This is a genomic window from Vreelandella janggokensis, assembly GCF_031451615.1.
GTDB lineage: Bacteria > Pseudomonadota > Gammaproteobacteria > Pseudomonadales > Halomonadaceae > Vreelandella > Vreelandella janggokensis.
The window spans coordinates 275,361-300,699 of sequence record NZ_JARWAJ010000002.1 but is presented as its reverse complement, the minus strand read 5'-3'; the positions used below and the strand labels follow the sequence as shown (position 1 = coordinate 300,699).

Here is a 25,339-nt window from a genome sequence, read left to right as displayed (position 1 = left end):
ATATCGCCCGCACTGTTCGTCAGCGTTAGAACTCTTCCCAGTCGTCTGCGGCATGCTTCGCCGGCGAGGGCTTTGAAGATGGCTGTGATGAAGCGTGGGATGACAGCGCGGGACGTTTCATGGCGCTATCGCTGTCACGCTGCTGATGCGCCGGAGAGGCGAGCGCCTGATGCTGTGGCTCGCCTTCGCCAAGGACAAAAGAGTTGATTAGCTGATTCAGGTGCTCCGCGTGGCGGCGCATATCGGCGGCAGCAGTGGTCGACTGTTGCACCATGGCCGCATTTTGCTGGGTCATGGTATCCATTTCCGCCACGGCGGTGTTGATCTGGCCAATACCGCTGCTCTGTTCTTTCGCTCCGGCGCTGATCTCGCCAATGACATCGGTCACCTTGGCCACGCTCTCGACAATCTCTCGCATGGTGGCGCCCGCATCGCGCACCAGCTTGGCGCCGGAATCTGTGTGCTGTACCGAGGCATCAATCAGCGTGCGGATTTCCTTGGACGCGTCGCTGGAACGGCTCGCCAGGGTTCGAACTTCCTCCGCCACCACGGCAAACCCACGGCCGTGTTCGCCCGCTCGAGCCGCTTCCACCGAAGCGTTGAGCGCCAGGATGTTTGTCTGGAAGGCGATGGAATCGATCATGGTAATGATATCGCTGATACGGCTGGCCGACTCATTGATATCCTGCATGGTGCGTTCGACCTGCTCCATGGACTGTTCGCCCTGATGAGCGACTTCTGCTGTGGACTGCACCAGCTTATTGGCCTGCTGGGCGTTGTCGGCACTGTGATTGACCGTCGAGGTAATTTCCTCCATGGAGGCGGAGGTTTCCTGTAGGTTGGCAGCCGCCTGCTCGGTCCGGGTCGACAGTTCCTCGCTGCTGCGGGATATCTCCCCGGCGGAATCGTAGACGCTGGAGGTACTGTGGCGAACGTCGCGCAGCGTGTCCTGCATGCGCTCGACAAAGGCATTGAACTGCACGGCCAGCTCGCCGATCTCGTCGTTGCTTTCCACCGCGAGGCGCCGGGTCAGGTCACCGCGGCCCTGAGCAATATCACTCATGGCGGCAGCCGTGCGCTTGATCGGACCGACGGTGCGCCGCACAAAAATATACGCCACCAGGGCAACCACGAGAAACACGACCAGCCCCAGCAGCGCGGCAAAGATGATGCCTTGGCGCAACTCGGCCGCTTTGGTGGCTTCCAGTTCGGTCATCGCTTCATCAACATCGGTCACGTAGACACCCGCACCGATTAACCAATCCCATTTTTCAAGGCGGTCAACATAAGAGTGCTTGGGTTGAAACTCGTCGGTACCTGGATATTCCCATACATAGCTATAGAACCCACCGCCACTCTGGGCAACGTCGATAATCTCGCGGATCAGGTAGGTGCCATCTGGCGTTTGCGCATCAATCATGTTGGTCCCTTCGCGCTCAGGCGCGGGGGCCGTCACGATATTGTTACCGTCATAGTCGTAGATAAAGATGTAATTGTTATCTTCGAAGCGCATGGAACGCACAATCTCGGCGACCCGCTGCTTGGCTTCCTCATCGTTAACACCGGCATCTTCGTAAATCGGTTCGATGGCAGTCCTCGCCATTTGCACAATATCGCGGACCGCTCTGCGGCGTTCTTCAATTAATTGGTCACGCTGTTCCGCGAGCGTGTCACGGGCGTACTGGGTCATGGTGTAGGCTTTAAACCCCACGAGGGCAACCGTGACCAGGAACAAGGGTAGCAAGACCAGTATCAGCACCTTGGTTTGCAGGCCCAAGGCCCAGCGAGAGGGAGATTCAGAGGTAGTCATTGTGAGCGAATTCCAACGTTTGTGGGTTATGAAGTATTAAAATTATTATTCGTTTCTTATCGACAAACGTTGTTTAAACTTTAATTATTCAGGACCATTCGATGGTTTTTGGCCTATTCAGAGCGAAATTGGAATGTTCATAACATAAGTTAAGGTGATGGAAAGCGCGCCGGTCCAATGTAGGGGTGTGGTGGCCAGGGACGGCCCGTTTTAAGGCTTGATGCCACCCACCTTTGTTCAGTCGCCTCGACCCTTCAACCGCCTGGTCGGGGCGACTTTTTTATTGTGCCCACCCCAGGTTAGCCCGCGATGGCCGTTCGGCGCTCGTCCAACATCCCTTTATCAAGAATAAAGCGGATAATCTCCTCAAGCCCTACCCCGTCATAAAGATTGGTGAACACAAAGGGCCGTTCGCCACGCATCTTTTTCGAGTCGCGCTCCATCACATCCAGCGAGGCATGCACCTGCTCGGCGATATCGATCTTGTTGATAATCAGCAGGTCGGATTTGGTGATGCCCGGCCCACCCTTGCGCGGAATCTTGTCGCCAGCGGACACGTCGATCACGTAAAGCGTGAGATCCGAAAGCTCGGGGCTAAAGGTCGCCGACAGGTTATCGCCGCCGGACTCCACCATCACCAGTTCCAGCTTGGGATGGCGTTCCTGCAGCTCATCGATGGCCGCCAGGTTCATGGAGGCATCTTCTCGAATGGCGGTGTGCGGGCAGCCGCCGGTTTCCACACCTAAAATGCGGTCGGCCGGCAGCGCATCGTGCTTGAGCAGAAAGTCAGCATCTTCGCGGGTGTAGATATCGTTGGTCACCACGGCGATATCGTAGTGGTCGCGCAGCGCCAGGCAGAGCTGCTTTAACAGTGCGGTTTTGCCCGAGCCAACCGGGCCACCCACGCCAACGCGTAAACAGTGCGTCATATTGCAATCCTCCATCAATGATTATCCCGAGGTAGCGGGTTGTCTTGTTTCTAACCCCTCTTCCCTCTTCTAGCTTCTAAACAGTCGTGAATACTGGGTTTCATGCAAGGCGCTGGCCAGCGCCAAACCAGGTAGCACGGGGCCGAGCTCTTCGTCATCAAGCGAAAGCGCCTGATCAACGGCACCGACAAGTGCCGGGCGCAACTGCTCGATCACCCGCTGGGCAGCAGTGTGGCCCAGGGGCAGGGCTTTGCAGGCAACAGCCAACTGGTTTTCCAGCCACGCCCAGGCAAAGCCGAGCAGCGTTTGTCGAACGGAGACGCCACGGGTATGAGCAGTGTACGCAAACAGGGTTACATAACCTGATTGAACCGGTAACAAGGGCGGTAGTGAGTCTTCACTTGGCATCAAATTCAGGCTACCCAGCAGACGCTTGAGTGAGGCACCCAGGCGACTGTCTTCAGCGGCCAGCTCGGCAGTTTCGCGCGTTGCCGCCAGCCACGTATCCCACTGGGCAATCGTATTGCTATCGCCTTGGCCAATAGCCTGATGCAGCCGCGCCAGCACGGGTAACTCGCAACGGGTTAAGCCGTCTTCCAATACGCCGCTTAGCCACTCGGCCAGACTTGCTTCGTCACTTACCCAGCCAAGTTCGAAGGCACTTTCCAGGCCTTGCGAGAAGGCAAAGGCGCCGATGGGCAGCGACGGGCTGACCAGTTGCATCAGCCCCAGCAGTGCCAGCTCATCGTTTTGGCTGTTTTGCGCGGTGACATCAGTGGGCATGGTGATGCTCATGGTCGTGCGAATGGTCATGAGGGTGGTCGTGGTCATGAGAATGGCCGTGCCCGTGGGAATGACCATGTGAGTGACCACCGCCGCCTATCTGATTATAGGCGCCCGGCTCGGGGTCGAAGGTGGCGTTGTGGTGCTCTAATTCTGCACCTAACAACTCGGCGAGCTCTTCCAGTACATGATCCGGCGGGAAGCGCACCCAGCCGCCTTTTTCATCTTCCCCCAGCGCCAGCTGTACGTGGCGATTGCCCAGGTGGTAAGCAAGGCGCGCCAGTGGTAAGCCAGCACTTACTCGCGCGGTCACCACCGGTTCTACGGCGGCGCAGACACGCACGACTTCGCCACTTTCGGCTTTCAGGCCTTCGCCGCTACGCAACACCGGGCCGCGATCCAGAAACAGCCCCAGCTCACGACCGCTGTCGCTTTGGGCTTTCAAGCGTCCGCGGATGCGTAGCTCAAAAGGCAACGTGAGTGTATCGCTGGCGGCGCTCTCGTCTATCGGCCCTAAACGCTCTATCAGTTTCAGCATTGCTACCGTCCTTTCGCTATCTATGGGGCTGTGCCGGGGGTAGGTCTACGAGAGGGCGCTGTGAATACCTCCCTTACGCTACTTTTGCCATCTGACCGCCATGGATGGCGGAAATGCCGGAAATGTATGGAACATTTTCCGGCCATGGCAAAAGACCCTCTCTACGACCTACCCCCGTCACCTCTACCTAAATGAAATAGCCTCGCTCAAAACAAGTGATATCGCTGGGCCAGCGGCAGCTCGGTGGCGGGCTCGCAGGTTAAAATTTCGCCATCACAGCGCACTTCGTAGGTCTGTGGGTCGACGGTCAGCTCTGGGCAGGCGTCGTTGAGCTTCATGTCCTGCTTGCGTACCTGGCGTACGTTTTTGCACGCGGCCAGTTGGCTATTCAGCCCCAGCGTTTGTTTAATCCCCGCATCCAGCGCCGCCTGGCTGACAAAGCTGAGCCGGGTCTGGCTGGCCGCGCGCCCCAGGGCACCAAACATGTAACGGTAATGCACCGGCTGTGGCGTGGGAATCGACGCATTGGGGTCGCCCATGGGCGCCGCCGCGATCATACCGCCCTTGATGATCATCGCCGGTTTGGTACCGAAAAACGCCGGTTTCCAAAGCACCAGATCCGCCATTTTTCCGACTTCGATGGAGCCGACTTCGTGGGCAATACCGTGGGTGATGGCCGGGTTAATAGTGTATTTGGCGATATAGCGCTTGGCGCGGAAGTTATCGGCGCCCAGGACCTCGTCTTCCGGCAGCAAGCCGCGCTGCACTTTCATCTTGTGGGCCGTTTGCCAGGTGCGGCAGACCACTTCACCGACCCGCCCCATGGCCTGGGAGTCCGAGGCGATCATCGAGATCACGCCCAGGTCGTGGAGGATATCCTCGGCGGCGATGGTTTCACGGCGAATACGTGAGTCGGCGAAAGCCACGTCTTCGGGAATATTGGGGTCAAGGTGGTGGCACACCATCAGCATATCGAGGTGTTCGTCGATGGTGTTGACCGTATAGGGGCGCGTTGGGTTGGTCGACGACGGCAGCACATAGGGCTTGGCGCAGGCGGTCAGGATATCCGGCGCGTGACCACCCCCGGCCCCCTCGGTGTGGTAGGTATGAATGCAGCGCTCTTTAAAGGCCCCCAGGGTGTCTTCCACAAAGCCCGACTCGTTCAGGGTGTCGGTGTGGATGGCCACCTGCACATCATAAACATCCGCCACGTTAAGGCAGTTATTGATTGAGGCGGGTGTCGTGCCCCAGTCCTCGTGCAGTTTGAGGCCCATGGCGCCTGCGTTTAGCTGGGCTTCCAGCGACTCGGGAAGGCTGGCGTTACCCTTGCCCAGTAAGCCAATGTTCATGGGCATATCGTCCACCGCCTGGAGCATTTTGCCGATATGCCAGGCGCCAGGGGTGCAGGTGGTGGCATTCGTGCCGGTGGCCGGCCCCGTGCCGCCGCCGAGCATGGTGGTAATGCCGCTCATCAGCGCTTCTTCCACCAGCTGCGGACAAATGAAATGAATGTGGGCATCCAGCGCCCCGGCGGTGAGAATCTTGCCTTCCCCGGAGATGATTTCGGTGCCGGGGCCAATCACGATCTCGACATCCGGCTGGGTATCCGGGTTACCGGCTTTGCCAATCGCGGCAATACGGCCGCTTTGAATGCCCACGTCGGCTTTGACGATGCCCCACCAGTCCAAGATCAGCGCATTGGTGATGACCGTATCCATCACCGTGTCGTCGGCCCGCTGGCTTTGGCCCATGCCGTCGCGGATAACCTTGCCGCCGCCGAATTTCACTTCGTCGCCGTAGTGGGTAGCGTCCTTTTCGACTTCAATCCACAGTTCGGTGTCGCCCAGCCGCACACGGTCACCCACCGTGGGGCCGTACATATCGGCGTAGGCCTGCCGACTGATCTTGTTGTCCGGTTTCATTGCTTACCTCCATCAAGCGCACCCATCACATCGCCGCGGAAGCCATAAATTTCCCGCTTACCGACATACGGGATCAAGGTAACTTCGCGGGTCTGGCCGGGCTCGAAGCGAATTGCCGTGCCCGCCGCGACGTCCAGGCGATAGCCACGTGACTTGTCACGGTCAAACACCAGCGCCGGGTTGGCCTCGGCAAAATGATAGTGCGACCCCACCTGAATCGGCCGGTCACCGGTATTGGCCACCTCGACGCTGATACGCTCGCGGCCCGCGCACAGCTCGATATCGCCGTCTTTTAACTGATACTGTCCTGGAATCATTGGGCCGGGAATCATGGCAGCCTCCTGAGTGCTGATAGCTAGTTGATCGGGGTGTGGACGGTCACGAGTTTGGTGCCGTCGGGGAAAGTGGCTTCCACCTGCACCTCGTCGACCATCTCGGCCACCCCTTCCATCACGTCGTCGCGGCTTAATATCTCGCGGCCGTAGCTCATCAGGTCGGCCACGCTGCGACCGTCACGGGCGCCTTCCATGATTTCAAAGCTGATCAGCGCGACCGCTTCGGGGTAGTTGAGTTTCAGGCCGCGTGCGCGACGGCGCTCGGCAAGCTGGGCGGCTGAAAACAGTAATAGCTTGTCTTTGTCTCTCGGGGTTAATTCCATAGGGCGTCTCCGTTAGCGAGTTATTAGGTTAGCCAAATTCTCGGTGTGTGCGCTTCACGCTCGATCCAAAGGGGGCGCAGTAGATGCCAGGCCTGCTCGCACAGCGCCCAGGCTTCATTGCGGGCGTTGCCCAGATAGCGCAGCAACAATACGCCGTGGCGCACGGTAACGGCCCAGCGGGGGTTGTCAGGCAGCGCTTCGCGCAGGGCCTCGATAGCCCCCGCCACATCGGCTATGCCCACTGCCCAGAGCGTCGCCTGTACCGTCGCGCCCCCTTGCCCCCAGCGCCCGGTAAAGCGCGGGTGCAAAGGGTCGAGGGGCTGGCGCTCCAGCCACAGCGGCTTGCCGTCCAAGGTCAAACGAAAGTGCTGCTCAATGCGTCCCGACACATAGGGCAGCTCGCTCGCCGGGCGGCCCAGCGCCATCATTTCCCAGCCCAGGCAGCGGGCACTGCCGTGAAGGTCAATCTGCGTATACTGCTCGCCTCTGGAGCCGTCAAAGGCAATGGTTTCCTGGGGCAGCCATTCAAGGGTCGCGCCGTCGTCAACGCTTAGACAGGTGTGCTGGGTCCAGGCGACGCCTTGGCTGTCAGCTTTATAGAGCTTGTTGGCGGCGGGTGTCGTCAGCAGCGCGTGAGTGCCGTTTTCCACATGTGCCTGGATGGTCAACGCATCACCGCTCACCAACCCACCCGGCGGGTGCAGCAGATAAACGTGACAGGCCTCACCCCGGCCTTCCGGGTAAAAAGGCCGCTGTACCCGTAATGGCCCCGAGTGGCGCGACTGCACCATACGGGTGACTCCTTGGCGATGGGCAAAGCGCAGCGCCAGCGATGCCGCCCAGTGGCGTTGTGCATCAAAGCGGTGTCCGGAGGTGTCATCCAATCTTGCAGGTTCACTCAGCAGCATGAGGCGTTTTCGCTTCCTTGTTGGCGCATGACTGACTTTCCAATGCAAAGAATGCGCCAAAATGGTGAAAACCGACTGACTAGCCCAGCGAGTGGCTACCATCGCAACGTGGTGGTCGAAATCCCGTCATAAAAATGCACCCAAAAGAAACACCGGATCCCTTCGCGCACAAATAAGGTGCAAAATGCGCCTTATCTCTTGCCGCGACGCGACCCAAGCCGCTTGCCTGCGATAACAATGTGACAAATGACCGCGTTTTCAGGGCTGTGCATGCAACCACTTTCCGCTACCATCTAACCTTTGCCCTACCCACAGCTTTTACACTGTGCTTTTCAGGTAACCCTCCGTGCAGCTACGTCGTTCAGCAAATACCGCCTGGTATCGCTCCTCACATAACCCATTACTCAGTTACCGCCAACACGGTTCTCCTCACGATCGCCTTGTTCAGCGGCCGTTTTTCAAAACTATCCGCCAAGCACCCATGGCTCGGTGGCGAGGAGTTTGAGTATGCCGACAACCTCTCAGCAGGCAGGCAAGCGTCATGCCTCTGACCTCTATCGCGCCGTTTGGCGTTGGCACTTCTATGCAGGCCTGTTGGTACTGCCGTTTATGATCACCCTGGCGATGACGGGTGGGCTGTACCTTTTCAAAGACGAGTTGGACGCGCTGATACACGCCGATATGAAGCGCGTGGCCGTTCAAGAGGCGACGCAACCGCCCTCTTCGCTGATCAGCGCGGCCCTGACGGCTCACCCCGGTACAGCCGTCAAATTCACTGACCCCGCTACCCCGGAAAGCTCGGCGGAGATCACTGTCAAAACGGCGGGAGGCGAGCGTTTGGCGGTTTACGTCAACCCGTATACCACGAATGTGCTGGGAGCGCTGGATGACCGTGGCACGGTGATGTGGACCGTTCGTTACCTGCACAGTTTGAAATACTTTGGACCCACTGCACGCAAACTGATTGAAATCGCCGGCGGCTGGTCAATCTTGCTGGTGCTTACCGGCCTTTACCTATGGTGGCCACGCCGTAAAGGCGCTGGGGGTGTCGTCAGCGTGCGCGGCAAACCCAAAAGCCGGACGTTCTGGCGCGATACCCATGCTGTTACCGGCCTTTTTGTCGGTGCCTTTATTGTGTTTCTCGCCATCACTGGCATGCCGTGGTCGGGCGTCTGGGGTGCGCAGGTCAACCAGTGGGCCAACGGCAATAACTTTGGCTACCCGTCGGGCGTGCGCGTGGAAGTCCCCATGTCAGACACCCGTCTGAGTGACCAGAGCTCGACCACCTGGTCGCTAGAGCAGGCGCAACTGCCCGAGTCCTCCACATCGTCTACCTCCATGACACCAATGGGGATAGACCAGGCCGTTGCCACCTTCGATGAGCTGGGGCTGCATCGCGGCTACGCTGTGAACCTTCCCAACACCGATACCGGCGTGTATACCGGCTCCTCCTACCCCAATGACCTCAGTCAGCAGCGTGTGGTGCACCTTGACCAATACAGCGGCGAACGCCTGCTTGACATGAGCTACGCCGATTACGGCGCGCTGGGACGCTGGCTGGAGTTTGGCATCAACGTGCATATGGGCCAGCAGTTCGGGCTTGCCAATCAACTGCTATTTCTAGCCGTATGCATCGCCATTATTCTGCTAGCTGTCTCAGCCGGAGTGATGTGGTGGAAGCGCCGTCCCGAGGGCAAGATGGGCGTTCCACCCCTGCCCTCGGACAAACGGGTGTTCCGCGGCCTGATCGCCATACTGGCCGTTGGCGGCCTACTGTTTCCGCTGGTGGGCGCGTCACTCATCGTCATGCTGGCCATTGACTGGCTGCTTATTCGTCCGCTCCAGGAGCGGCGTTTGAATAGCCGAACGGCCTAACCAAGCGCCCGGCGTGTATAAGCGTCGGGCGATTTGCCCTTCACAGCTCCATGATTGAAAGCCACCAATATCAAACGGCTGCCCACTTGACATTAAATCCCTGACGCAAGAAACTTAGCCAAGGCTATACTTATTACTTGAGGCAACACAGTGTTGCGCGCAGCAACGTAGACGAGTATAACTCACCGGTGGGAGTTTCAGCATGGCAACAAGATACCCAGTGGCGCTATTGGGAGCGCTTTCGTTCGCAGCAACGGCCTCTGCTAACAACGAGCCGCTCAATGTGGTGGCGACCATCGGCATGATTGCCGATGTTGCTCAAGAGGTCGGGGGCGAGTGCGTCAGTGTGAACGCCATGATGGGTCCAGGCGTTGACCCCCATCTCTACCAGGCGAGCGCCAATGATGTGACGACGCTGCGTGACGCCGAACAGATTCTCTACTCGGGCTACTCGCTGGAGGGGCAGTTGGGTGAGGTGCTGGAAAACTTCTCTGAGCGCACACCGACCCTGGCGGTGGCTCCCGCCTCGATCGATCCAGGCGACTTGATTACCGCACAGGATATCTACGGCATCGACCCACACCTCTGGATGGACGTTTCCCTCTGGGCGCAAACGCTGCCCACGCTGCGCACCACGTTCAGTGAAGCGCGCCCTGACTGCGCCGACGCCATTGAAGCCAATACCGAGCGCTATCAGGCTCAATTGCTTGCCCTGCATGAATGGGTCAAAGAGAGTATCGCCAGCATCCCTGAAGAACAGCGCATTCTGGTCACCGCTCACGACGCATTCAGCTACTTTGGCCGCGCCTACGATATCGAAGTGGAAGGTGTGCAAGGCATCAGCACCGAGACCGAAACCGGCATTGCCGATATTCGCAGCATGGCGGATATTGTCGTGGAGCGGTCCGTACCCGCTGTCTTCATCGAAAGCACCATCAACCCACGTACGGTTCAGGCCGTGATGGATGCGGCCGAGCAACGCGGCCATGATGTCGAGATCGGCGGTGAACTCTACTCCGATGCCATGGGCGATGCGGGCACCTTGGATGGCACTTACATGGGTATGATCTATCGCAATACCCAGCACATTGTCGAAGCGCTGGGGGGGTCGCTAGCGCCCTTGCCTGCTGAGTTGAACGACTGGGCGAGCAAGTGGGAAATCGCTCAACATATCCGATAAGGCAGCCTATTGATGGCCACACTTAGCAATACCGACCCGGCCCTAAGCATCCGCAACCTGACGGTCAGCTACCATAGCCAGCCCGTGCTCTGGGACATTGATCTCGACATTCCCGCCGGCGTGATGGCTGGCATTGTCGGTCCCAATGGCGCAGGCAAGAGCACGCTGATCAAGAGCTTGCTCGGACTTGTCCCATCGCTGTCCGGCGATGTCATGGTGCATGGACGCCCTTACGCCGCGCAACGCAAGCGCGTCGGTTACGTGCCGCAACGCTCCAGCGTTGACTGGGACTTTCCCACTACGGCGCTGGATGTGGTCATCATGGGACTTTACGGGCGCCTGGGTTGGTTCAGGCGTCCGGGCCGCAAAGAACGCCACGAGGCATTGGAAGCGCTGGAAATGGTCGGCATGCAAGCCTTCGCCGATCGTCAGATTAGCCAGCTTTCCGGCGGCCAGCAGCAGCGGGTTTTTCTTGCTCGGGCGCTGGTTCAACAGGCCGATGTCTACTTTCTGGACGAGCCGATGGCGGGAGTTGACGCAACCACCGAGCGAGCCATCATCGACATCCTGCGCCGCCTGCGCGATGCGGGCAAGACGTTGATCGTGGTTCACCACGACCTGCAGACGGTCCGGCATTACTTCGACTGGCTGCTACTGCTCAACGTCCGGGTGGTGGCCAGTGGCCAAGCTGATGACGTCTTCAAGGTCGAGCATCTGCGCCAAGCTTATGGTGGTCAGATCGCCCTGCTGAACGATAGTGATGCGCTCATGTTTGCCGCATCGAAGGTGACATAACGCATGCCGTTGTTCGATCTATTGTCTGACTACACCTTCCAGAACGTGGTAATGGGTGCCTCACTGCTCGGCTTGATCAGCGGCCCGCTGGGCTGTTTTGCGGTGCTGCGCCGTCAGAGTCTGCTGGGCGACGCCATTTCCCACGCCGCACTTCCTGGCATCTGTTTAAGCTTTATCATCACCGGCAGCCGCGATATTGGTGGAATCATCGTCGGTTCGTTGGCGACCGGCTCGCTCGCCGCACTGACCATGTTGATGCTGACCCGAATGAGTCGCCTGAAAACCGATGCCGGGCTGGGTATCTGCTTGAGTATCTTCTTTGCCGTGGGCATCGTGCTACTGACCTACATTCAGAACACCCATAATGCCTCCCAAGGTGGGCTGGAAGCCTTCCTTTTCGGCCAGGCCGCTGCCACTCTTCGCTCGGATCTATGGGTGATGGGCGGTATCACGCTGATTACCCTGCTGCTGTTAGCTGTTTTCTGGAAACAGGCCAAGCTGGTCACGTTCGATGCGGAGTACGCACGCACCCTTGGTATGCCCACCACCGCCATTGAGGCAACGCTCACCGCCATGGTGGCACTGGCTGTGGTCGTCGGCCTACAGATGGTCGGTGTGATTCTGATGGCTGCCATGATCGTGGCGCCTGCAGCGGCCGCCCGTCAGTGGAGCCGCCACCTGGGCGGCATGCTGGTGATTGCTGCCGCTATCGGTATTGTCAGCGGTGTCTCCGGCGCCACCGTTAGCACCCTCTCACGCGGCCTGGCCACCGGCCCACTGATCGTCCTTACCGCCACCACTATTGTTTTGATCTCGCTGGCATTGGCGCCTGGACGTGGCCTGCTGTGGGGCCTGGCGCAGCATTATCAGCGAAAAAGAGCGTTGCGTAGGCAGCAGTTGCTGTATGCCTTTTACAAGCACCCCTCCGCGACACCCCGCTACTACAACACCTTAGGTGTCCGCCTGATACTGTATCGACTACGGCGCCAGGGCTATCTAACACAGCAATCCAATCACGAGACGGGATCGCAGCGGATCACTCGCTGGAAGCTCACAGCCCGTGGCTACGAGGAGGCTAAGAAAGTGGTCGCAACGTTTGAGGCAACACCATCATGATGGCGGCGTTGCTCAGTAGCACGGATCTACAGATCATGCTGGTCGGCGCCATGGTGGGCATTGCCTCCTCGGCGGTGGGCACCTTTCTGGTACTGCGCGGCAACAGCATGCTGTCTGACGCCATCAGCCACTCGATCGTCTTTGGCATTGTCATAGTCTGGCTGCTTACCAAGCAGCAGAGCGGAACTGTACAACTGGTGGGAGCGGCCTTGACCGGCCTGTTGACGGTCCTGCTCACTGAGGCACTGGCCAGCACCAAGCGCGTCAAGCAGGACGCCGCCATCGGCCTGGTCTTTCCGGCACTGTTCTCCATCGGGGTGTTGCTGCTCAACATCTATGCCCATGACGTGCATATCGACACCCACACCGTCCTGCTCGGTGAGATCGGTTTCGTCTGGCTGGACACGGTCAATCTGTTTGGCCTGCCGATCCCCCAGGCGCTGGTCTCCATGAGCGTGATGACCGTACTGAATTATGGCTTTATCTTCCTGTTCTATAAGGAGTTGAAGCTGGCCACCTTTGACCCGGCACTGGCCAAGACCTTTGGTTTCATGCCGTCGGTTCTCTTCTACGTGCTCCTGATGCTCACAAGCTCAACCGCCGTGGCCGCCTTTGACGCCGTGGGGGCAGTGCTGTTTATCGCCTTCGCCATCGTGCCGGCCTCGGCAGCGTACCTGATGACCGACCGACTGTGGATGATGTTTGTCATCGGCGCGCTGGTCTCGATCGGCTCAAGCGTTTGTGGCTACTACCTCGCCGTACACCTCAACGTCTCCATCGGAGGCATGATGGCGGTAATGACCGGCATCTTCCTGATGCTTGCCTTCCTGGCCGGTCCGCGCTACGGCGTTATCACGCAGCAGATCAAGCGGCGCCGGGCACGCCAGACGCCGATGGAACCACCTTCATTATCTTAGGCGCCGATCACACTCCCGGGAGACAAAACGTCTGCCATTGAGTGAGAGCGTTTTAGACAGCGCAACCCGCTGTGGATAACCTAAACCGTCAAATGCTGCTGGATCAGTTCATCGGAAAGCTCGCCGATATCGCCATTTGCCACCGGCCGGCCGCGGTCCATGATCACGAAGCGGTCGGCGTATTTACGTGCAAAGGGTAGTTTTTGCTCTACCAGCAGTACCGTCAAGCCGTCCTCGTTGATCAACTGGCGAATCACCTGGCCGATTTGCGAGACGATATTGGGCTGGATGCCCTCGCCGGGCTCATCCAGGATCAACAATTTTGGCTCGATGACCAGAGCGCGACCGATAGCCAGCTGTTGCTGCTGGCCGCCGGAGAGATCGCCGCCGCGACGGTTTTTCATTTCCTTGAGCACCGGGAACAGCTCATACACCCGCTCGGGTATTTTTTTCACCCCGTCTCGGCGTGCCCCCAGCCCCGTTCGCAGATTATCTTCCACGGTGAGTAGCGGAAAAATCTGGCGCCCCTGGGGCACATAGCCGATGCCCAGGCGTGAACGTTCTTCAACGGCTTTTTGGGTCAGCTCAACCTCGCCTGTATCGCCGTTCGAGTAGCGTAGTGCACCGCTTTTCACCGCGACTTCACCCATGACCGCCTTCAGCAGCGTGGTTTTGCCCACGCCGTTACGGCCCATCACGCAGGTGCACTGCCCGACGGGCACCTCAAGGTCCAGGTCCCACAGTGTGTGACTTTCGCCGTAGAACTGATTGAGCTTTTCAATGGCTAGCATCAGGCGGCCTCCTCGTCATCGGCACCCAGGTAAACCTCAACCACACTGGGGTCGCTGGAGACTTGGTCCATGGTACCTTCCGCCAGCACGCTGCCCTGGTGCAAGACCGTCACCTGGCGGGCAATCGAACGCACAAAGCCCATGTCGTGTTCGACCACCACTACCGACTGCTGCCCCGCCAAGCCGGTGAGCAACTCGGCAGTGCGCTCCATTTCCTGCTCGGTCATACCGGCAACCGGTTCATCCACCAACAGCAGGCGCGGGCGCTGCATCAATAGCATGCCGATTTCCAGCCACTGCTTCTGGCCGTGGGAAAGAATACCCGCGGGTTGATAACGCAGCGTCGTCAGGCCGATGGTCTCCAGTACTTCGTCAATGCGGTCCTTGATCTCGCCGGTCAGGCGGGCGGTGAGGGTCGGTATGATCCGCTTATCCGCCGCCATCGCCAGTTCCAGGTTTTCAAATACCGTCAACGCCTCGAACACCGTAGGCTTCTGGAACTTGCGCCCGATGCCCAGGCTGGCAATCTCTGGCTCGTTCATGTGCAGCAGATTATGACGGCTGCCGAACCAAACGCTGCCTTCATCAGGGCGTGTCTTGCCGGTAATGATGTCCATCATGGTGGTTTTACCCGCCCCGTTGGGGCCGATAATGCAGCGCAATTCGCCATCGTCGATGGTCAGGTTCAGGTTGTTGATGGCCTTGAAGCCATCAAAGCTGACGGTGACATCCTCCATGTAGAGAATCGGCCCGTGGCGTACGTCCACCTTCGATAACTGGGGCGTCATGAAGTCGAACACCCGGTCGCGTTCGGTCAACGATTGGAAAAAACTCATGCCGTGGCCTCCTTTTCCGGCGTTACGTCAGTATCGTCTCGACGTCGCGCACGACGCTCCAAGAGCCCGGCGACGCCCTTGGGCAGGAACACCGTGACAAACACGAACAGCCCCCCCAGCGCGAACAGCCAGGCATCGGGCATGACCCCGGTAAACACGGTCTTGGCGTAGTTCACCAGCACCGCGCCTATCACCGCACCGTAAAGCGAAGCGCGGCCACCCAGCGCCACCCACAGGACTATCTCGATGGAGAAAATCGGATCAAATTCGCTGGGGTTGATAATCCCCACCTGGGGGACGTAGAGCGCCCCGGCCACCCCCGCCAGCATGGCCGAGACGACAAACACGAACAGCTGGAAGCGCTCCACCCGATAGCCGAGAAAGCGCGTGCGCGCTTCCGCATCGCGGGTGGCGACGCACACCCGACCGAGTTTGCTACCGACAATCGACCGACATACCAAATAGCCCAACGCCAGTGCCACCCCGGAGGCAATGAACAAACCGAGGCGGGTGGCTTCACTGCGCAAGTCAAAACCCAATAGCTCGCGGAAATCGGTCAGGCCGTTGTTGCCGCCAAAGCCCATCTCGTTGCGGAAAAACGCCAGCATCAACGCGAAAGTCATCGCCTGGGTGATGATCGACAGATACACCCCGGTAACCCGCGAGCGAAAGGCCAACCAGCCAAATACCAGCGCCAGCAGCCCCGGCGCTATCAGCACCATGGCAAAGGCAAACCAGGCCATATCAAACCCGTACCAGTACCACGGCAGGCTGTCCCAGTTCAGGAAGACCATGAAGTCGGGCAGGATAGGGTCGCCGTAGGTGCCGCGATCACCGATCTGGCGCATCAGGTACATGCCCATGGCATAGCCGCCAATGGCGAAAAAGGCGCCATGCCCCAGGCTCAAAATCCCCAGATAGCCCCACACCAGGTCCACCGCGACCGCCAACAGCGCATAAGTGAGATACTTGCCCAATAGTCCTACGGTATAGCCCGATACGTACAGCGGATGCCCGGCGGGTACCGCCAGGTGCAGCACCGTCACCACGGTGACCGCAAGTACCAGTATGAGCAGAAAAATCTGCGTCGAGCGTTCGTTGAAGGGTCGTGTTAGCCACATAATCGATTAGCCCTCCGCCGCCCGGCCCTTCTGCGGAAAGAGTCCGCGGGGGCGCTTTTGAATAAACAGGATGATGAATACCAGCACGATAATCTTGGCCAGTACCGCCCCTGCCCAGGGTTCCAGCACCTGGTTGATAATGCCCAGCGACATGCCGGCCACCAGCGTGCCCCATAGATTGCCGACACCACCGAACACCACCACCATGAAGGAGTCGATGATGTAGTTCTGGCCGAGGTTGGGGCCAACATTGGTGAGCTGGGAGAGTGCCACACCGGCAAGCCCCGCCACGCCGGAACCAAGCGCAAAGGTCATGATATCCACGCGTGTGGCGCGAATGCCCATTGAGCGGGCCATGTTGCGGTTCTGGGTGACCGCACGGACCTCAAGCCCCAGCCGTGTGTGGCGCATGATCAGTATCAGGCCCGCAAACACCACCAGCGCAAACCCCAGCACATACATGCGGTTAAGGGTTAGCGACAGCGCATCGTTAACCACCAGCGAACCGCTCATCCATTCCGGGGTAATCACCGTGCGGTTTTGCGGCGAGATCACCGTGCGTACCAACTGCTGAAGAATCAGGCTGACACCGAACGTGGCCAGCAATGTCTCCAGCGGTCGGCCTTTCAGAAACTGAATCACGCCACGCTCAATCGCCACTCCTGCCAGAGCGGACACCATGAACCCGGCAGGGATCGCCAGTATCAGGGCCAGCCCCGGCTGGCCGGGCAGCAGTTGCTGCATGGCCCAGGTGGTATAGGCCCCCAGCATGATCAGCTCGCCGTGGGCCATGTTGATCACGCCCATCACGCCGAAGGTGATCGCCAGGCCAATGGCCGCGAGCACCAGCACCGAGCCCATGGAAAGGCCGAAGTAGAGCGTCTCGGCGGCGCGGTTGATTTTAAGGTTTTGCTCGATATCGGCCAGGGCGGCGGTGGCGGCGTCGACCATCTGCGGGTCATCCGATTGGGTAGCACGACCCAACGCCACCCGGACGTTACTGTTCAAGCTACCCGATAGCACCTCGACGGCCTCGATGTCGCCCTGGTTGAGGCGATAGACCGCCAGCGCTTGATTCAACCGATCGCGTACCGCTGCCGACGGTTCGTTTTCCAGCCGGTTGGTGAGCGGCTCGACCTGTTCTTCCTCTACCTCGCCAATCAGCCGTTTCGCCGCGTCCAAACGGGCGTCTTGATCGCCGTTATATAGCTCGACCAGCGAAATCGCCGAGCGCAGCTGGGTGCGTAGCGCGTTGTTGATGGTTAACCGATCCAGGTCGCGGCGGCTGACCTCGCCCAGGGCCTCCCCGGTCAGGGCATCTTCAACGGTGACGTCAAGCCCCGCGGTTTGTAGCGCGATCACAAAGCGGCCGTCGTCTTTCAGTCGCTGTAAGTCGCTATCCAGCAGCGCCTGCAACCAGACGTCGGCGCGCTCTTGCTCGCTTTCGATAATGGCGTTGATGGCCATGGCTTTGTCGTCGAATGAGCGCGTATCCAGCGCTTCAAGGAGCGCTTGACCATCGTCGTCCTGTGCCTGAACCGCCATGGGAAACCAGGCCAGCAGGCTGATAAGCAAACAGGTGACGATCCTTGACATGATACGTGCTGTCCACGAATAGCAAGGGATCCTCATGGGTGAGTCCTTCGAGTGGCGTGCCCCAGGCGGTGCCATAAGCAAGGCATCGCCTGGGTAGATGAATAAGGGGAAAACGGATCCAACAACGGGGCGGCTTACACCGCCCCTGACATAGGCTTACTCGGCCTGCGCTTCTTCAGCATCGCTACCCATGCAGCGGTTTTCCGCCACGTTGTAGTTGCCGCATTCCATTGGCTTGCGCCAGTCGCTGATCAGATCACGCGAACCGGGTAGGTAGTCCGACCAGGCATCGCCCGCCACGGTAGACGGCGTTTCCCAAACCACGGCGAACTGGCCGTTGTCCTGAATTTCCCCGATCATGACCGGCTTGGTGATGTGGTGGTTGGGCATCATCGCGGCCGAACCACCCGACAGGTTGGGCACGGTCACGCCGATGATGGCATCTTTAACCGCATCCACATCGGTGGTACCGGCTTTCTGAACAGCCTCTACCCACATGTTGAAGCCGATGTAGTGGGCTTCCATCGGGTCGTTGGTCACGGCGTCGTCTTCGCCGGTATGCTCAAGCCAGGCGTCGATGAAGTCGTAGTTGGCATCGGCATCCACGCTCATGAAGTAGTTCCAGGCTGCCAGGTGGCCCACCAGCGGCCCGGTATCGATCCCGGTGAGTTCCTGCTCGCCCACCGAGAAGGCGACGACGGGAATATCGGCCGCGTCGATACCCTGGTTGCCCAGCTCACGGTAGAACGGCACATTGGCATCACCGTTAACGGTGGATACCACGGCGGTTTTCTTGCCTTCGCTGCCGAAGCGGCCAATTTCCGACACGATATTCTGCCAATCGGAGTGACCAAAGGGCGTGTAGTTGACCATGATATCTTCGTCGGCCACGCCAAATTCTTCTTTCAGGTAGGCTTCCAGGATACGGTTAGTGGTGCGCGGATAGACGTAGTCGGTACCCGCCAGGACCCAGCGCTCCACGCCGACCTGATCATGCAGGTAGTTAACGGCCGGGATCGCCTGCTGGTTGGGTGCCGCGCCGGTGTAGAAGACGTTTTCGGACGACTCTTCACCTTCATATTGCACCGGATAGAACAGTAGCCCGTTCAACTCTTCCACCACGGGCAGTACCGATTTACGCGATACGGAGGTCCAGTTACCAAAAATGACGTCCACTTCTTCCTGCTCAAGAAGCTCCCGGGCGCGCTCGGCAAACAGGGGCCAGTCGGAAGCAGGGTCGACCACCACGGGTTCAATTTCACGGCCGAGCAGGCCGCCGGCTTCATTCTGCTGCTCAACCAGCATCTCGACGGTGTCTTTAAGGACGGTTTCGCTGATGGCCATGGTGCCGGACAGCGAGTGCAGGATCCCGACTTTGATCGGGTCGTCGTCTTGTGCGACGGCCTGGGTACTGGCCCCCATCACAGCAGCGGTCAGCAGGGCAGTTGAGAACACTCTAGACGTCTTCGGGTGTGTCTTGCGTAGGAAAGTGGTCACTTGAATCTCCTTGCACCCCTTATGCTGGGGGCTCGTTTATTGGCGTCGTATGCCAAGCAACAAAGCTTGGTATACGTCCACTAGCAACAAACAATTTGCAAGGGCTGCGCCAGATTGGCACATAAGCAACTTATAAACGCACAATCAGCAACTTAAGATAAGTCTAAAAAACCAGATTACGACTAAAAGCACCAAGATAGCGCAACAGCTGTCGGCGAGCGCACGCTGATCATGCACCAGTAACGCTCAATGCACTGTGACCGTGCAAAAACGGGGCGCCGACTCTCGTCGACGCCCCGTTTTTCAGGGTTGATGAATCCGTTCCCAGGATTAATCGCTACCAGACGTTCCCTCTTCGATGGGATTGCGCATCCGGCGGCGCAGGATGGGCCCAATAATATAGGGCAGGATCAAGCCCAGACCGGCAAATACCCAAAGGCCAATGGCCAGGCCGCTGTTCCATAGTATGGTCCAGTCACCGTCGGATATATCCATGGCATGGCGCAGGTTCTTTTCCATCTCCGGCCCCAGTAACAGGCCGAGAATGATCGGCACCAGGGGAATCTCAAGCTTACGCAGCAGATAACCGGCAACGCCAAAGATCACCATGAAGTAGAGATCGAAGACGGTATTGCTGATCGAGTAGATGCCGACAAAGGCAATCATGGTAACGATCGGCAGCAGGTACATGGGCGGTACCGACAGCAGCTTGACGAAGATCCCCACCATCGGAATGTTCAGGATCAGCAGCAGGAAGTTACCCACCAGGAGAGCGGCAATCACGCCCCAGACAATGTCGGCATTCTGGGTAAACATCAGCGGGCCCGGCGTGATGTTCAGCGAAATCAGCAGCGCCAGCAGCACCGCCGTCGTGCCGCTACCCGGCACACCCAATGTCAGCATGGGCACCAGCGCGCCGCTTGAAGCACCGTTGTTACCGGCCTCGGGACCTGCGACACCGCGTGGATCCCCCTTGCCGAAGTAGCCTTTCTTGCCCACGACCTTTTTTTCCAGGGTATAACCAATAAAGCTACCCAGCGACGCACCGGCACCTGGCAGCACGCCAGCGATGAAGCCCAGCACCCCACCACGAAAGCTGGAAGGCAGGATCTCTCGGATATCCTTCCACTTGAGCGAGAGCTTGTTGACTGCCATTTTTTCCTTGCCACCACCGGCCTTCTCTTCGATGAAGAACAACAGCTCGGAAATGGCGAACAGCCCCACAATCGCAATGATGAAATCCACGCCCTCGTAGAGTTCCAGCGTTCCAAACGTAAAGCGCTGCACCCCGGTGGAATCGATACCCACCGTGGCGATCATCAAACCGATGGCGGCTGCTACAACGGTCTTCATTGGATTCTTGCCAGTGATACCGCCCAAGGTTGCGAACGCCAGCAGGAAGAGCGCGAAATACTCGGCAGGCCCGAAGGTCAAGGCGAACTTTGCCAACAGAGGTGCCAATATAATCAGCCCTATGGTGGCCACCAGGCTACCGATAAAGGACGCAACGGCAGAGATCGCCAACGCCTCGGACGCCTTGCCCTGTTGTGCCATCGGGTAGCCATCAAGACAGGTCATCATCGCCGGTTCGTCACCGGGAATATTGAGCAGTATCGAGGAAATGCGCCCGCCATACATCGCCCCGGCATACACCGACGTCAGCATGATGAGGGCTGTTTCCGGCGCCAGACCGAGGGTAAAGGCCAGCGGGATCAGGATCGCCACCCCGTTGGCCGGGCCCAGGCCTGGCAAGGCACCGATCAAAGTGCCCAAAAAGGCACCGATCAGCGCAAACATCAGGTTATGGGGCTGCAGCGCGACGCCAAACCCGTCCATCAAGAAGCCAAGCGTTTCCATTAGCCCACCTCCAAGAACGACAATATGCCTAGCGGTAGCGCCAGATCGAGGGCAAAACTGAATACCAGGTACACCACCACACCGGAAACCGCTCCAGTGATATAAGCCTTGACCGGGCGTGAACCCATGCGCCAGCAGAGAGTCCCCACAGCCAGTGCGGTGCTGATGATGAAGCCTAGCGGTTGCAGCAGCATGGCATACAGAACCAGCACCACGACCGCAACGATCAGTTCGATACCGGTACGGCTCCATGGCCAGGCATTATCCGGATCCGGCCGTACGACCATGTACAGGCTGGACAGCCCCAGTACGACGGCTAATAACAGAGGAAATGTCTCGGGGCCGACCGCCTCGGACCCGCCAAACGGTTCGGGAAACTGAGTGGCGCCCCAGCCGTACGCGACGGCCAGGACGATCATCAGTATTCCAAAGATACGATCATTGAAAACCATCACTGAATCAGCCCGATATCCGTGGACAGCTGTTCGATATCTTTGATCTGGTCTTTAACGAAGGTCTCGAACTCACCGGCGCTCATGTGGAAAGGCATCAGGCCATTTTGCTGCATGACGTTCTTCCATTCATCGCTCGCATAGATGGTATCCATGGCATCGACCCAGTACTGCTTGGCTTCGTCAGAGATATCCGCTGGCATATAGAAGCCGCGCCAGTTGGGGCCCAGCGCATCAATGCCCTGTTCGCGTGCGGTGGGAATATCAGACAGGTCACCGGGTAGGCGCTCTTCAGACAGTACCGCTAACACCTTGAGATCACCCGATTCCATGAAGCCTTGAGCCTCGGTGATATCGCCGGTGAACGCTTCAACGTGGCCGCCGATCACCTGGGTCAGTGCTTCGCCGCCATTGTTGTAAGACAGGTAAGCGATGCGTGGCAGGTTCTCGACCTCGGCCGCCTGAGCCGCGATCAATACCTTGAGGTGATCCCAGCCGCCCTTGGCGCTCCCGCCAGCAAACTTCACGCTGCGTGGATCCTCTTTAAGGGCATCCATCAGCTCATTGAGATCATCGTATTCGGAATCGGCGGAGACGGCGATGATGCCGTAGTCAGCGCCCAGCGCCCCAATCCAGTTGACCATGTCCGCGGTCATGTCAGGGAACTGACCCTGGGCAAGGCGAGTCGTAGTGGCCGTAGACGCCGCGACGAGAAGCTCCTCATCGCCAGCGCGCTTGCTGATGGTATGACCGTAAGCCACACCGCCACCGGCACCGGCCATATTGATGGTCTGAACGTTACCCGACACCAGGTCGAGCTCCTGGAGCACGTTGCCGACACTACGGCAGGTAAAGTCCCAACCGCCGCCCGGGTCAGAGGGGGCGATACACTCGACTTTACCTTCCGGTTCGAAGGCAGCGGCAGTGCTGGAAAAAGTCGTCATTGCGGCCAGCGGCAGAGCCAGCAGCGTTACGTACTTCAAGGAAGACTTGAGAGTCATAGCGTTCTCCACGTTTCAAACTGTTGTTGTAGTGAGCGTGTTGTCGTGATGCATAGCACTTCACGCTGTGAACGTTAGAAGAAAGCAGACCCGGGCGACAAGCTTGTGAACATTAAGCACAAAAAAAGCATTCTGCGCATTGTGTTCATTTTGCTCACGGTGCTGTCAGGACGTTTAAACCGCTTCGTTTTTGTTCCTGATTAAAGGCCCTCAAGCCAACCATTGGCACCGGCCCGCAAACGGTAACGGCGTTCGGGTCTACCTACATCACCATAGCCCAATTCGGCGTCTACCACTTGCACTGAGACCAAAAACTCTAAGTAGCGGCGTGCCGTGGAACGGCTTGCTCCCATCCCCCGTGCCACCTGGGTGGCAGCCAACGGCTGATGCGCTTGCTTGAGCGCCTCAACCACCGAACGTAACGTCAGGCGGTCGATACCTTTTGGCAGGCTTCGCCCACTGGGGACGTTGGGTTCAACAGGCGTTGCGCGGGCCAGCACCTGGTCAAGCTCGGCTTGATTCATCTCGGCGCGGGTGGCCAATGCCTCGCGCTCTCGGCGAAAGCGCGCCAGCATCTGCTGCATACGACCGGCTTCAATGGGTTTGATAAGGTAATCAAAAACACCGCCGCGCAGCGCCTCGCTGATGGTATCCACCTCACGGGCGGCGGTGACCATGACAATATCCACCTGTACGTAATCACGACGCAGCGCCCATAGCAGCTCCAGCCCTTCCACATCGGGCAGATAAGCATCCAGCAAGATCAACTGCACGTGCTGGCCTTGCTCGGCCATCAGGGCATTGGTTTCAGCGGCGTTGCGGGCCATGCCGACAACATGAAAACCCTCGCTTTGCTCGATAAAAGCGCGGTGGATATCGGCAATGCGAAAGTCATCTTCTACCACCAAAATACCGTACTCGTGCGCCGACATAAGGCTTCCTTTAACCGAATTACAGGCCATTAGTTGTCATTGTAAGAATCTGCACCGGTTAGCTTATCACGGACGATGGCGCGTCAACGTCAGCACATAGTGAGCGGTCCAGCACCGCGATAAAGCAGGCACCGCCGAGTTCGCTGTCTTCCAGGGTGACCGTGCCACCATGCTGGCGACACAGTCGCGCCACCAGCGCCAGGCCTAGTCCCTGATGCTGACCGGTTTTGGTCGAGAAGCCTTCGCTAAAAATCGACTCGACATGCTCAGGGACAACACCAGGCCCGTTATCCTCCACTTCAATGAGCAATTGCTCGCCCAGGTCGGTGAAAAACAAGCGTACCCGTGGTAGGTCATTCGGCCCATGCAGGGCTGCGTAGCAGGCGTTATCCAGCAGGTTACCCACCACACTCATCATCACTTCCTGCCCGGTCGGCGTTAGCGGGCGGCTAAGCGAGCTTTGTTCATCAATATCCAGCGTTACGCCCAGTTCCCTGGCACGGGTCAGTTTGCCCATCAGGGTACCGCTCAAAACGGTATCGACGACGTTACGCATCAAGAAGCTCATCTGCGCCTGAGCGCGCTTGGTTTCCTGGTGGATCAACGTCAGCGCCTCATCAATGCGCTCGAGCTGCAGCAAGCCGGAAATGGTGTAGAGCTTATTGGAAAACTCGTGCGCCTGGGCGCGCAGCATGTCGACATCGCGGCTAGCCTGGGTCAGCGCCTGGGATAGATCGACAATCTCCCGACGGCTGCGAAATGTCGCCACCGCTCCCTCGATCTCGCCCTCGTGGACAATCGGCACGCGGTTAACCACCACCGGATGATCCCCCAGCCACATTTGCTGGTCGAACTCCTGCTGACCGTACTTAAGCACTTCCTGGAGCCGCGAATTGGGAACCACCTCGCGGATCGGCTGGCCGAGGAGAATATGCTCGTCGGCCAACCCCAGGAACCACCGAGCCTGTTGGTTCACAAGCGTAATCTGGCCTTCGCGGTTCACCGCCAGGATACCCTCGTGTATCGATTGCAGGATGGCCTCTTTCTCCATCGCCAGACGGGCAATTTCGTAGGGCTCCAACCCCAGAATGACACGCTTTAGATGCTGGGAGAGCCAATAGGCACCGGCAAACCCCAGCACGATCATCAGCGCCACCAATGACCAGCCCAGGCTGTTATAGCGAGCGATATCCATTGCGACGCGATCAAGCATGAAGCCGACCGAGACAATGCCGATGATATTCCCCGCTTCATCGCGCACCGGCGTTTTACCGCGCATGGCGGACCCCAATGTACCGGTCGCTTCCGATACATAGGACTCGCCTCCTTCAAGCGCCCGCGCGTTATCGCCGCCTACCATGGTCAAGCCGATACGCTCGGGCACCGGATGCGAATAGCGCACGCTTTGGTTATTACCGACCACCACGTACCGCGCGCCGGTTTCACGACGCACGCGTTCGGCCAGCGGCTGTATCACGCTTGCGGGATTGTCATCGTCAAAGGCATCGATAAGTGCGGGCATTGAGGCCACCGTCTTGGCTACCGCCAAGGCCCGCTCCCCCATTTGCGTGCTGATGATCTCGGCTTTACGGTGATTCAGATAGGTGCCTTGTGCCAACAGCATGCCCGCCAGCAAAAGACCGACAAGCAGCATGACCTGAAGGCGAAAGCTGCGTTTGTACCAGCGCCGCCTGGAGCGCGTTCGACGCCAGCGTTGCAACTCAGCTAATGTTTTGTTCGGGCGGGAGGATGGCATGACGGCACTCACAAGCGGTAACGGCCTCATTATGGCATGCGCATGCAGAGGGCGTTAAACTTCGCTGCT

Annotated in this window: 23 protein-coding genes; 5 read left to right on the top strand and 18 right to left on the bottom strand. The window is 58.7% G+C overall.

Features of this window, described 5'->3' with window-relative positions; genetic code table 11:
- Nucleotides 1-25: 25 nt before the first annotated feature.
- The 8 genes from QC816_RS08160 to QC816_RS08125 all read right to left on the bottom strand — a co-directional run bounded on the left by QC816_RS08160 (nt 26) and on the right by QC816_RS08125 (nt 7,548).
- Nucleotides 26-1,810 (bottom strand): methyl-accepting chemotaxis protein, encoded by a 1,785-nt coding sequence (locus tag QC816_RS08160; RefSeq protein WP_309781565.1) that lies wholly within the window; start codon nt 1,808-1,810, stop codon nt 26-28.
- Nucleotides 1,811-2,109: 299 nt separating this feature from the next.
- Nucleotides 2,110-2,739 carry an urease accessory protein UreG gene (gene ureG, locus QC816_RS08155; protein WP_264824885.1) on the bottom strand — a complete coding sequence of 210 codons (630 nt, stop codon included), beginning with the start codon at nt 2,737-2,739 and terminating at the stop codon, nt 2,110-2,112.
- A gap of 69 nt (nt 2,740-2,808) precedes the next feature.
- The gene (locus tag QC816_RS08150; RefSeq protein ID WP_309781830.1) at nt 2,809-3,522 is read right to left on the bottom strand and encodes an urease accessory protein UreF; all 714 of its coding nucleotides are present in this window, start codon (nt 3,520-3,522) and stop codon (nt 2,809-2,811) included.
- The gene (gene ureE / locus QC816_RS08145; protein ID WP_309781564.1) at nt 3,512-4,060 is read right to left on the bottom strand and encodes an urease accessory protein UreE; all 549 of its coding nucleotides are present in this window, start codon (nt 4,058-4,060) and stop codon (nt 3,512-3,514) included. The genes QC816_RS08150 and ureE overlap by 11 nt, the downstream gene beginning before the upstream one ends.
- Nucleotides 4,061-4,266: 206 nt before the next feature.
- The gene (gene ureC / locus QC816_RS08140) at nt 4,267-5,982 is read right to left on the bottom strand and encodes an urease subunit alpha (protein ID WP_264824887.1); all 1,716 of its coding nucleotides are present in this window, start codon (nt 5,980-5,982) and stop codon (nt 4,267-4,269) included.
- Nucleotides 5,979-6,299, bottom strand: a complete 321-nt coding sequence (locus QC816_RS08135; RefSeq protein ID WP_264825014.1) for an urease subunit beta — start codon at nt 6,297-6,299, stop codon at nt 5,979-5,981. Before QC816_RS08135 ends, ureC begins: the two co-directional genes overlap by 4 nt.
- A 38-nt stretch (nt 6,300-6,337) precedes the next feature.
- A complete protein-coding gene (locus QC816_RS08130; protein WP_085919412.1) occupies nt 6,338-6,640 on the bottom strand; it encodes an urease subunit gamma in 303 nt (100 codons plus the stop codon).
- Between the two features lie 23 nt (nt 6,641-6,663).
- Nucleotides 6,664-7,548, bottom strand: a complete 885-nt coding sequence (locus QC816_RS08125; protein ID WP_264824888.1) for an urease accessory protein UreD — start codon at nt 7,546-7,548, stop codon at nt 6,664-6,666.
- Nucleotides 7,549-8,055: 507 nt separating this feature from the next.
- Here QC816_RS08125 and QC816_RS08120 point away from each other — a divergent pair.
- The 5 genes from QC816_RS08120 (at nt 8,056) to QC816_RS08100 (ending at nt 13,431) form a co-directional block, all read left to right on the top strand.
- Nucleotides 8,056-9,423: a PepSY-associated TM helix domain-containing protein gene (locus QC816_RS08120; protein WP_309781563.1), complete on the top strand. Its 1,368-nt coding sequence runs from the start codon at nt 8,056-8,058 to the stop codon at nt 9,421-9,423.
- Between the two features lie 202 nt (nt 9,424-9,625).
- A complete protein-coding gene (locus QC816_RS08115; RefSeq protein WP_264824890.1) occupies nt 9,626-10,603 on the top strand; it encodes a metal ABC transporter solute-binding protein, Zn/Mn family in 978 nt (325 codons plus the stop codon).
- A gap of 12 nt (nt 10,604-10,615) precedes the next feature.
- The gene (locus QC816_RS08110; RefSeq protein WP_085919416.1) at nt 10,616-11,398 is read left to right on the top strand and encodes a metal ABC transporter ATP-binding protein; all 783 of its coding nucleotides are present in this window, start codon (nt 10,616-10,618) and stop codon (nt 11,396-11,398) included.
- Between the two features lie 3 nt (nt 11,399-11,401).
- The gene (locus tag QC816_RS08105) at nt 11,402-12,514 is read left to right on the top strand and encodes a metal ABC transporter permease (RefSeq protein ID WP_264824891.1); all 1,113 of its coding nucleotides are present in this window, start codon (nt 11,402-11,404) and stop codon (nt 12,512-12,514) included.
- Nucleotides 12,511-13,431, top strand: a complete 921-nt coding sequence (locus QC816_RS08100; protein ID WP_085919418.1) for a metal ABC transporter permease — start codon at nt 12,511-12,513, stop codon at nt 13,429-13,431. The genes QC816_RS08105 and QC816_RS08100 overlap by 4 nt, the downstream gene beginning before the upstream one ends.
- Before the next feature lie 80 nt (nt 13,432-13,511).
- Here the strand turns inward: QC816_RS08100 and urtE are convergent, their stop codons facing one another.
- The 10 genes from urtE to QC816_RS08050 form a co-directional block, all read right to left on the bottom strand.
- Entirely contained in the window at nt 13,512-14,222 is a 711-nt protein-coding gene (gene urtE, locus QC816_RS08095; RefSeq protein ID WP_199284217.1) for an urea ABC transporter ATP-binding subunit UrtE, read from the bottom strand.
- Nucleotides 14,222-15,058, bottom strand: coding sequence for an urea ABC transporter ATP-binding protein UrtD (gene urtD, locus QC816_RS08090; RefSeq protein WP_085919420.1), 837 nt, complete (start codon nt 15,056-15,058; stop codon nt 14,222-14,224). Before urtD ends, urtE begins: the two co-directional genes overlap by 1 nt.
- Nucleotides 15,055-16,179 (bottom strand): urea ABC transporter permease subunit UrtC, encoded by a 1,125-nt coding sequence (gene urtC / locus QC816_RS08085; RefSeq protein ID WP_309781562.1) that lies wholly within the window; start codon nt 16,177-16,179, stop codon nt 15,055-15,057. The genes urtD and urtC overlap by 4 nt, the downstream gene beginning before the upstream one ends.
- 6 nt (nt 16,180-16,185) lie before the next feature.
- Nucleotides 16,186-17,775, bottom strand: coding sequence for an urea ABC transporter permease subunit UrtB (gene urtB / locus QC816_RS08080; protein WP_309781561.1), 1,590 nt, complete (start codon nt 17,773-17,775; stop codon nt 16,186-16,188).
- A 156-nt stretch (nt 17,776-17,931) separates the two neighbouring features.
- Nucleotides 17,932-19,272 (bottom strand): urea ABC transporter substrate-binding protein, encoded by a 1,341-nt coding sequence (urtA, locus tag QC816_RS08075; protein WP_199284220.1) that lies wholly within the window; start codon nt 19,270-19,272, stop codon nt 17,932-17,934.
- 330 nt (nt 19,273-19,602) lie between these two features.
- Complete coding sequence (locus QC816_RS08070; protein WP_264824895.1) at nt 19,603-21,129, bottom strand: tripartite tricarboxylate transporter permease; 1,527 nt, start codon at nt 21,127-21,129, stop codon at nt 19,603-19,605.
- On the bottom strand, nt 21,129-21,581 hold the full coding sequence (locus tag QC816_RS08065; protein ID WP_176243693.1) for a tripartite tricarboxylate transporter TctB family protein: 453 nt from the start codon (nt 21,579-21,581) through the stop codon (nt 21,129-21,131). Before QC816_RS08065 ends, QC816_RS08070 begins: the two co-directional genes overlap by 1 nt.
- Nucleotides 21,581-22,582, bottom strand: a complete 1,002-nt coding sequence (locus QC816_RS08060; RefSeq protein ID WP_176243689.1) for a Bug family tripartite tricarboxylate transporter substrate binding protein — start codon at nt 22,580-22,582, stop codon at nt 21,581-21,583. Before QC816_RS08060 ends, QC816_RS08065 begins: the two co-directional genes overlap by 1 nt.
- Before the next feature lie 200 nt (nt 22,583-22,782).
- Nucleotides 22,783-23,514 carry a response regulator gene (locus QC816_RS08055; protein WP_309781560.1) on the bottom strand — a complete coding sequence of 244 codons (732 nt, stop codon included), beginning with the start codon at nt 23,512-23,514 and terminating at the stop codon, nt 22,783-22,785.
- Nucleotides 23,515-23,572: 58 nt separating this feature from the next.
- Entirely contained in the window at nt 23,573-25,270 is a 1,698-nt protein-coding gene (locus QC816_RS08050) for an ATP-binding protein (protein ID WP_309781559.1), read from the bottom strand.
- Nucleotides 25,271-25,339: the final 69 nt, after the last annotated feature.

What these genes read in the sequence shown, in the direction of transcription:
- QC816_RS08160 (WP_309781565.1), bottom strand. Translation starts at nt 1,810, where the DNA reads ATGACTACCTCTGAATCTCCCTCTCGCTGGGCCTTGGGCCTGCAAACC.
- ureG (WP_264824885.1), bottom strand. Translation starts at nt 2,739, where the DNA reads ATGACGCACTGTTTACGCGTTGGCGTGGGTGGCCCGGTTGGCTCGGGC.
- QC816_RS08150 (WP_309781830.1), bottom strand. Translation starts at nt 3,522, where the DNA reads ATGCCCACTGATGTCACCGCGCAAAACAGCCAAAACGATGAGCTGGCA.
- ureE (WP_309781564.1), bottom strand. Translation starts at nt 4,060, where the DNA reads ATGCTGAAACTGATAGAGCGTTTAGGGCCGATAGACGAGAGCGCCGCC.
- ureC (WP_264824887.1), bottom strand. Translation starts at nt 5,982, where the DNA reads ATGAAACCGGACAACAAGATCAGTCGGCAGGCCTACGCCGATATGTAC.
- QC816_RS08135 (WP_264825014.1), bottom strand. Translation starts at nt 6,299, where the DNA reads ATGATTCCAGGACAGTATCAGTTAAAAGACGGCGATATCGAGCTGTGC.
- QC816_RS08130 (WP_085919412.1), bottom strand. Translation starts at nt 6,640, where the DNA reads ATGGAATTAACCCCGAGAGACAAAGACAAGCTATTACTGTTTTCAGCC.
- QC816_RS08125 (WP_264824888.1), bottom strand. Translation starts at nt 7,548, where the DNA reads ATGCTGCTGAGTGAACCTGCAAGATTGGATGACACCTCCGGACACCGC.
- QC816_RS08120 (WP_309781563.1), top strand. Translation starts at nt 8,056, where the DNA reads ATGCCGACAACCTCTCAGCAGGCAGGCAAGCGTCATGCCTCTGACCTC.
- QC816_RS08115 (WP_264824890.1), top strand. Translation starts at nt 9,626, where the DNA reads ATGGCAACAAGATACCCAGTGGCGCTATTGGGAGCGCTTTCGTTCGCA.
- QC816_RS08110 (WP_085919416.1), top strand. Translation starts at nt 10,616, where the DNA reads ATGGCCACACTTAGCAATACCGACCCGGCCCTAAGCATCCGCAACCTG.
- QC816_RS08105 (WP_264824891.1), top strand. Translation starts at nt 11,402, where the DNA reads ATGCCGTTGTTCGATCTATTGTCTGACTACACCTTCCAGAACGTGGTA.
- QC816_RS08100 (WP_085919418.1), top strand. Translation starts at nt 12,511, where the DNA reads ATGATGGCGGCGTTGCTCAGTAGCACGGATCTACAGATCATGCTGGTC.
- urtE (WP_199284217.1), bottom strand. Translation starts at nt 14,222, where the DNA reads ATGCTAGCCATTGAAAAGCTCAATCAGTTCTACGGCGAAAGTCACACA.
- urtD (WP_085919420.1), bottom strand. Translation starts at nt 15,058, where the DNA reads ATGAGTTTTTTCCAATCGTTGACCGAACGCGACCGGGTGTTCGACTTC.
- urtC (WP_309781562.1), bottom strand. Translation starts at nt 16,179, where the DNA reads ATGTGGCTAACACGACCCTTCAACGAACGCTCGACGCAGATTTTTCTG.
- urtB (WP_309781561.1), bottom strand. Translation starts at nt 17,775, where the DNA reads ATGTCAAGGATCGTCACCTGTTTGCTTATCAGCCTGCTGGCCTGGTTT.
- QC816_RS08070 (WP_264824895.1), bottom strand. Translation starts at nt 21,129, where the DNA reads ATGGAAACGCTTGGCTTCTTGATGGACGGGTTTGGCGTCGCGCTGCAG.
- QC816_RS08065 (WP_176243693.1), bottom strand. Translation starts at nt 21,581, where the DNA reads ATGGTTTTCAATGATCGTATCTTTGGAATACTGATGATCGTCCTGGCC.
- QC816_RS08060 (WP_176243689.1), bottom strand. Translation starts at nt 22,582, where the DNA reads ATGACTCTCAAGTCTTCCTTGAAGTACGTAACGCTGCTGGCTCTGCCG.
- QC816_RS08055 (WP_309781560.1), bottom strand. Translation starts at nt 23,514, where the DNA reads ATGTCGGCGCACGAGTACGGTATTTTGGTGGTAGAAGATGACTTTCGC.
- QC816_RS08050 (WP_309781559.1), bottom strand. Translation starts at nt 25,270, where the DNA reads ATGCCATCCTCCCGCCCGAACAAAACATTAGCTGAGTTGCAACGCTGG.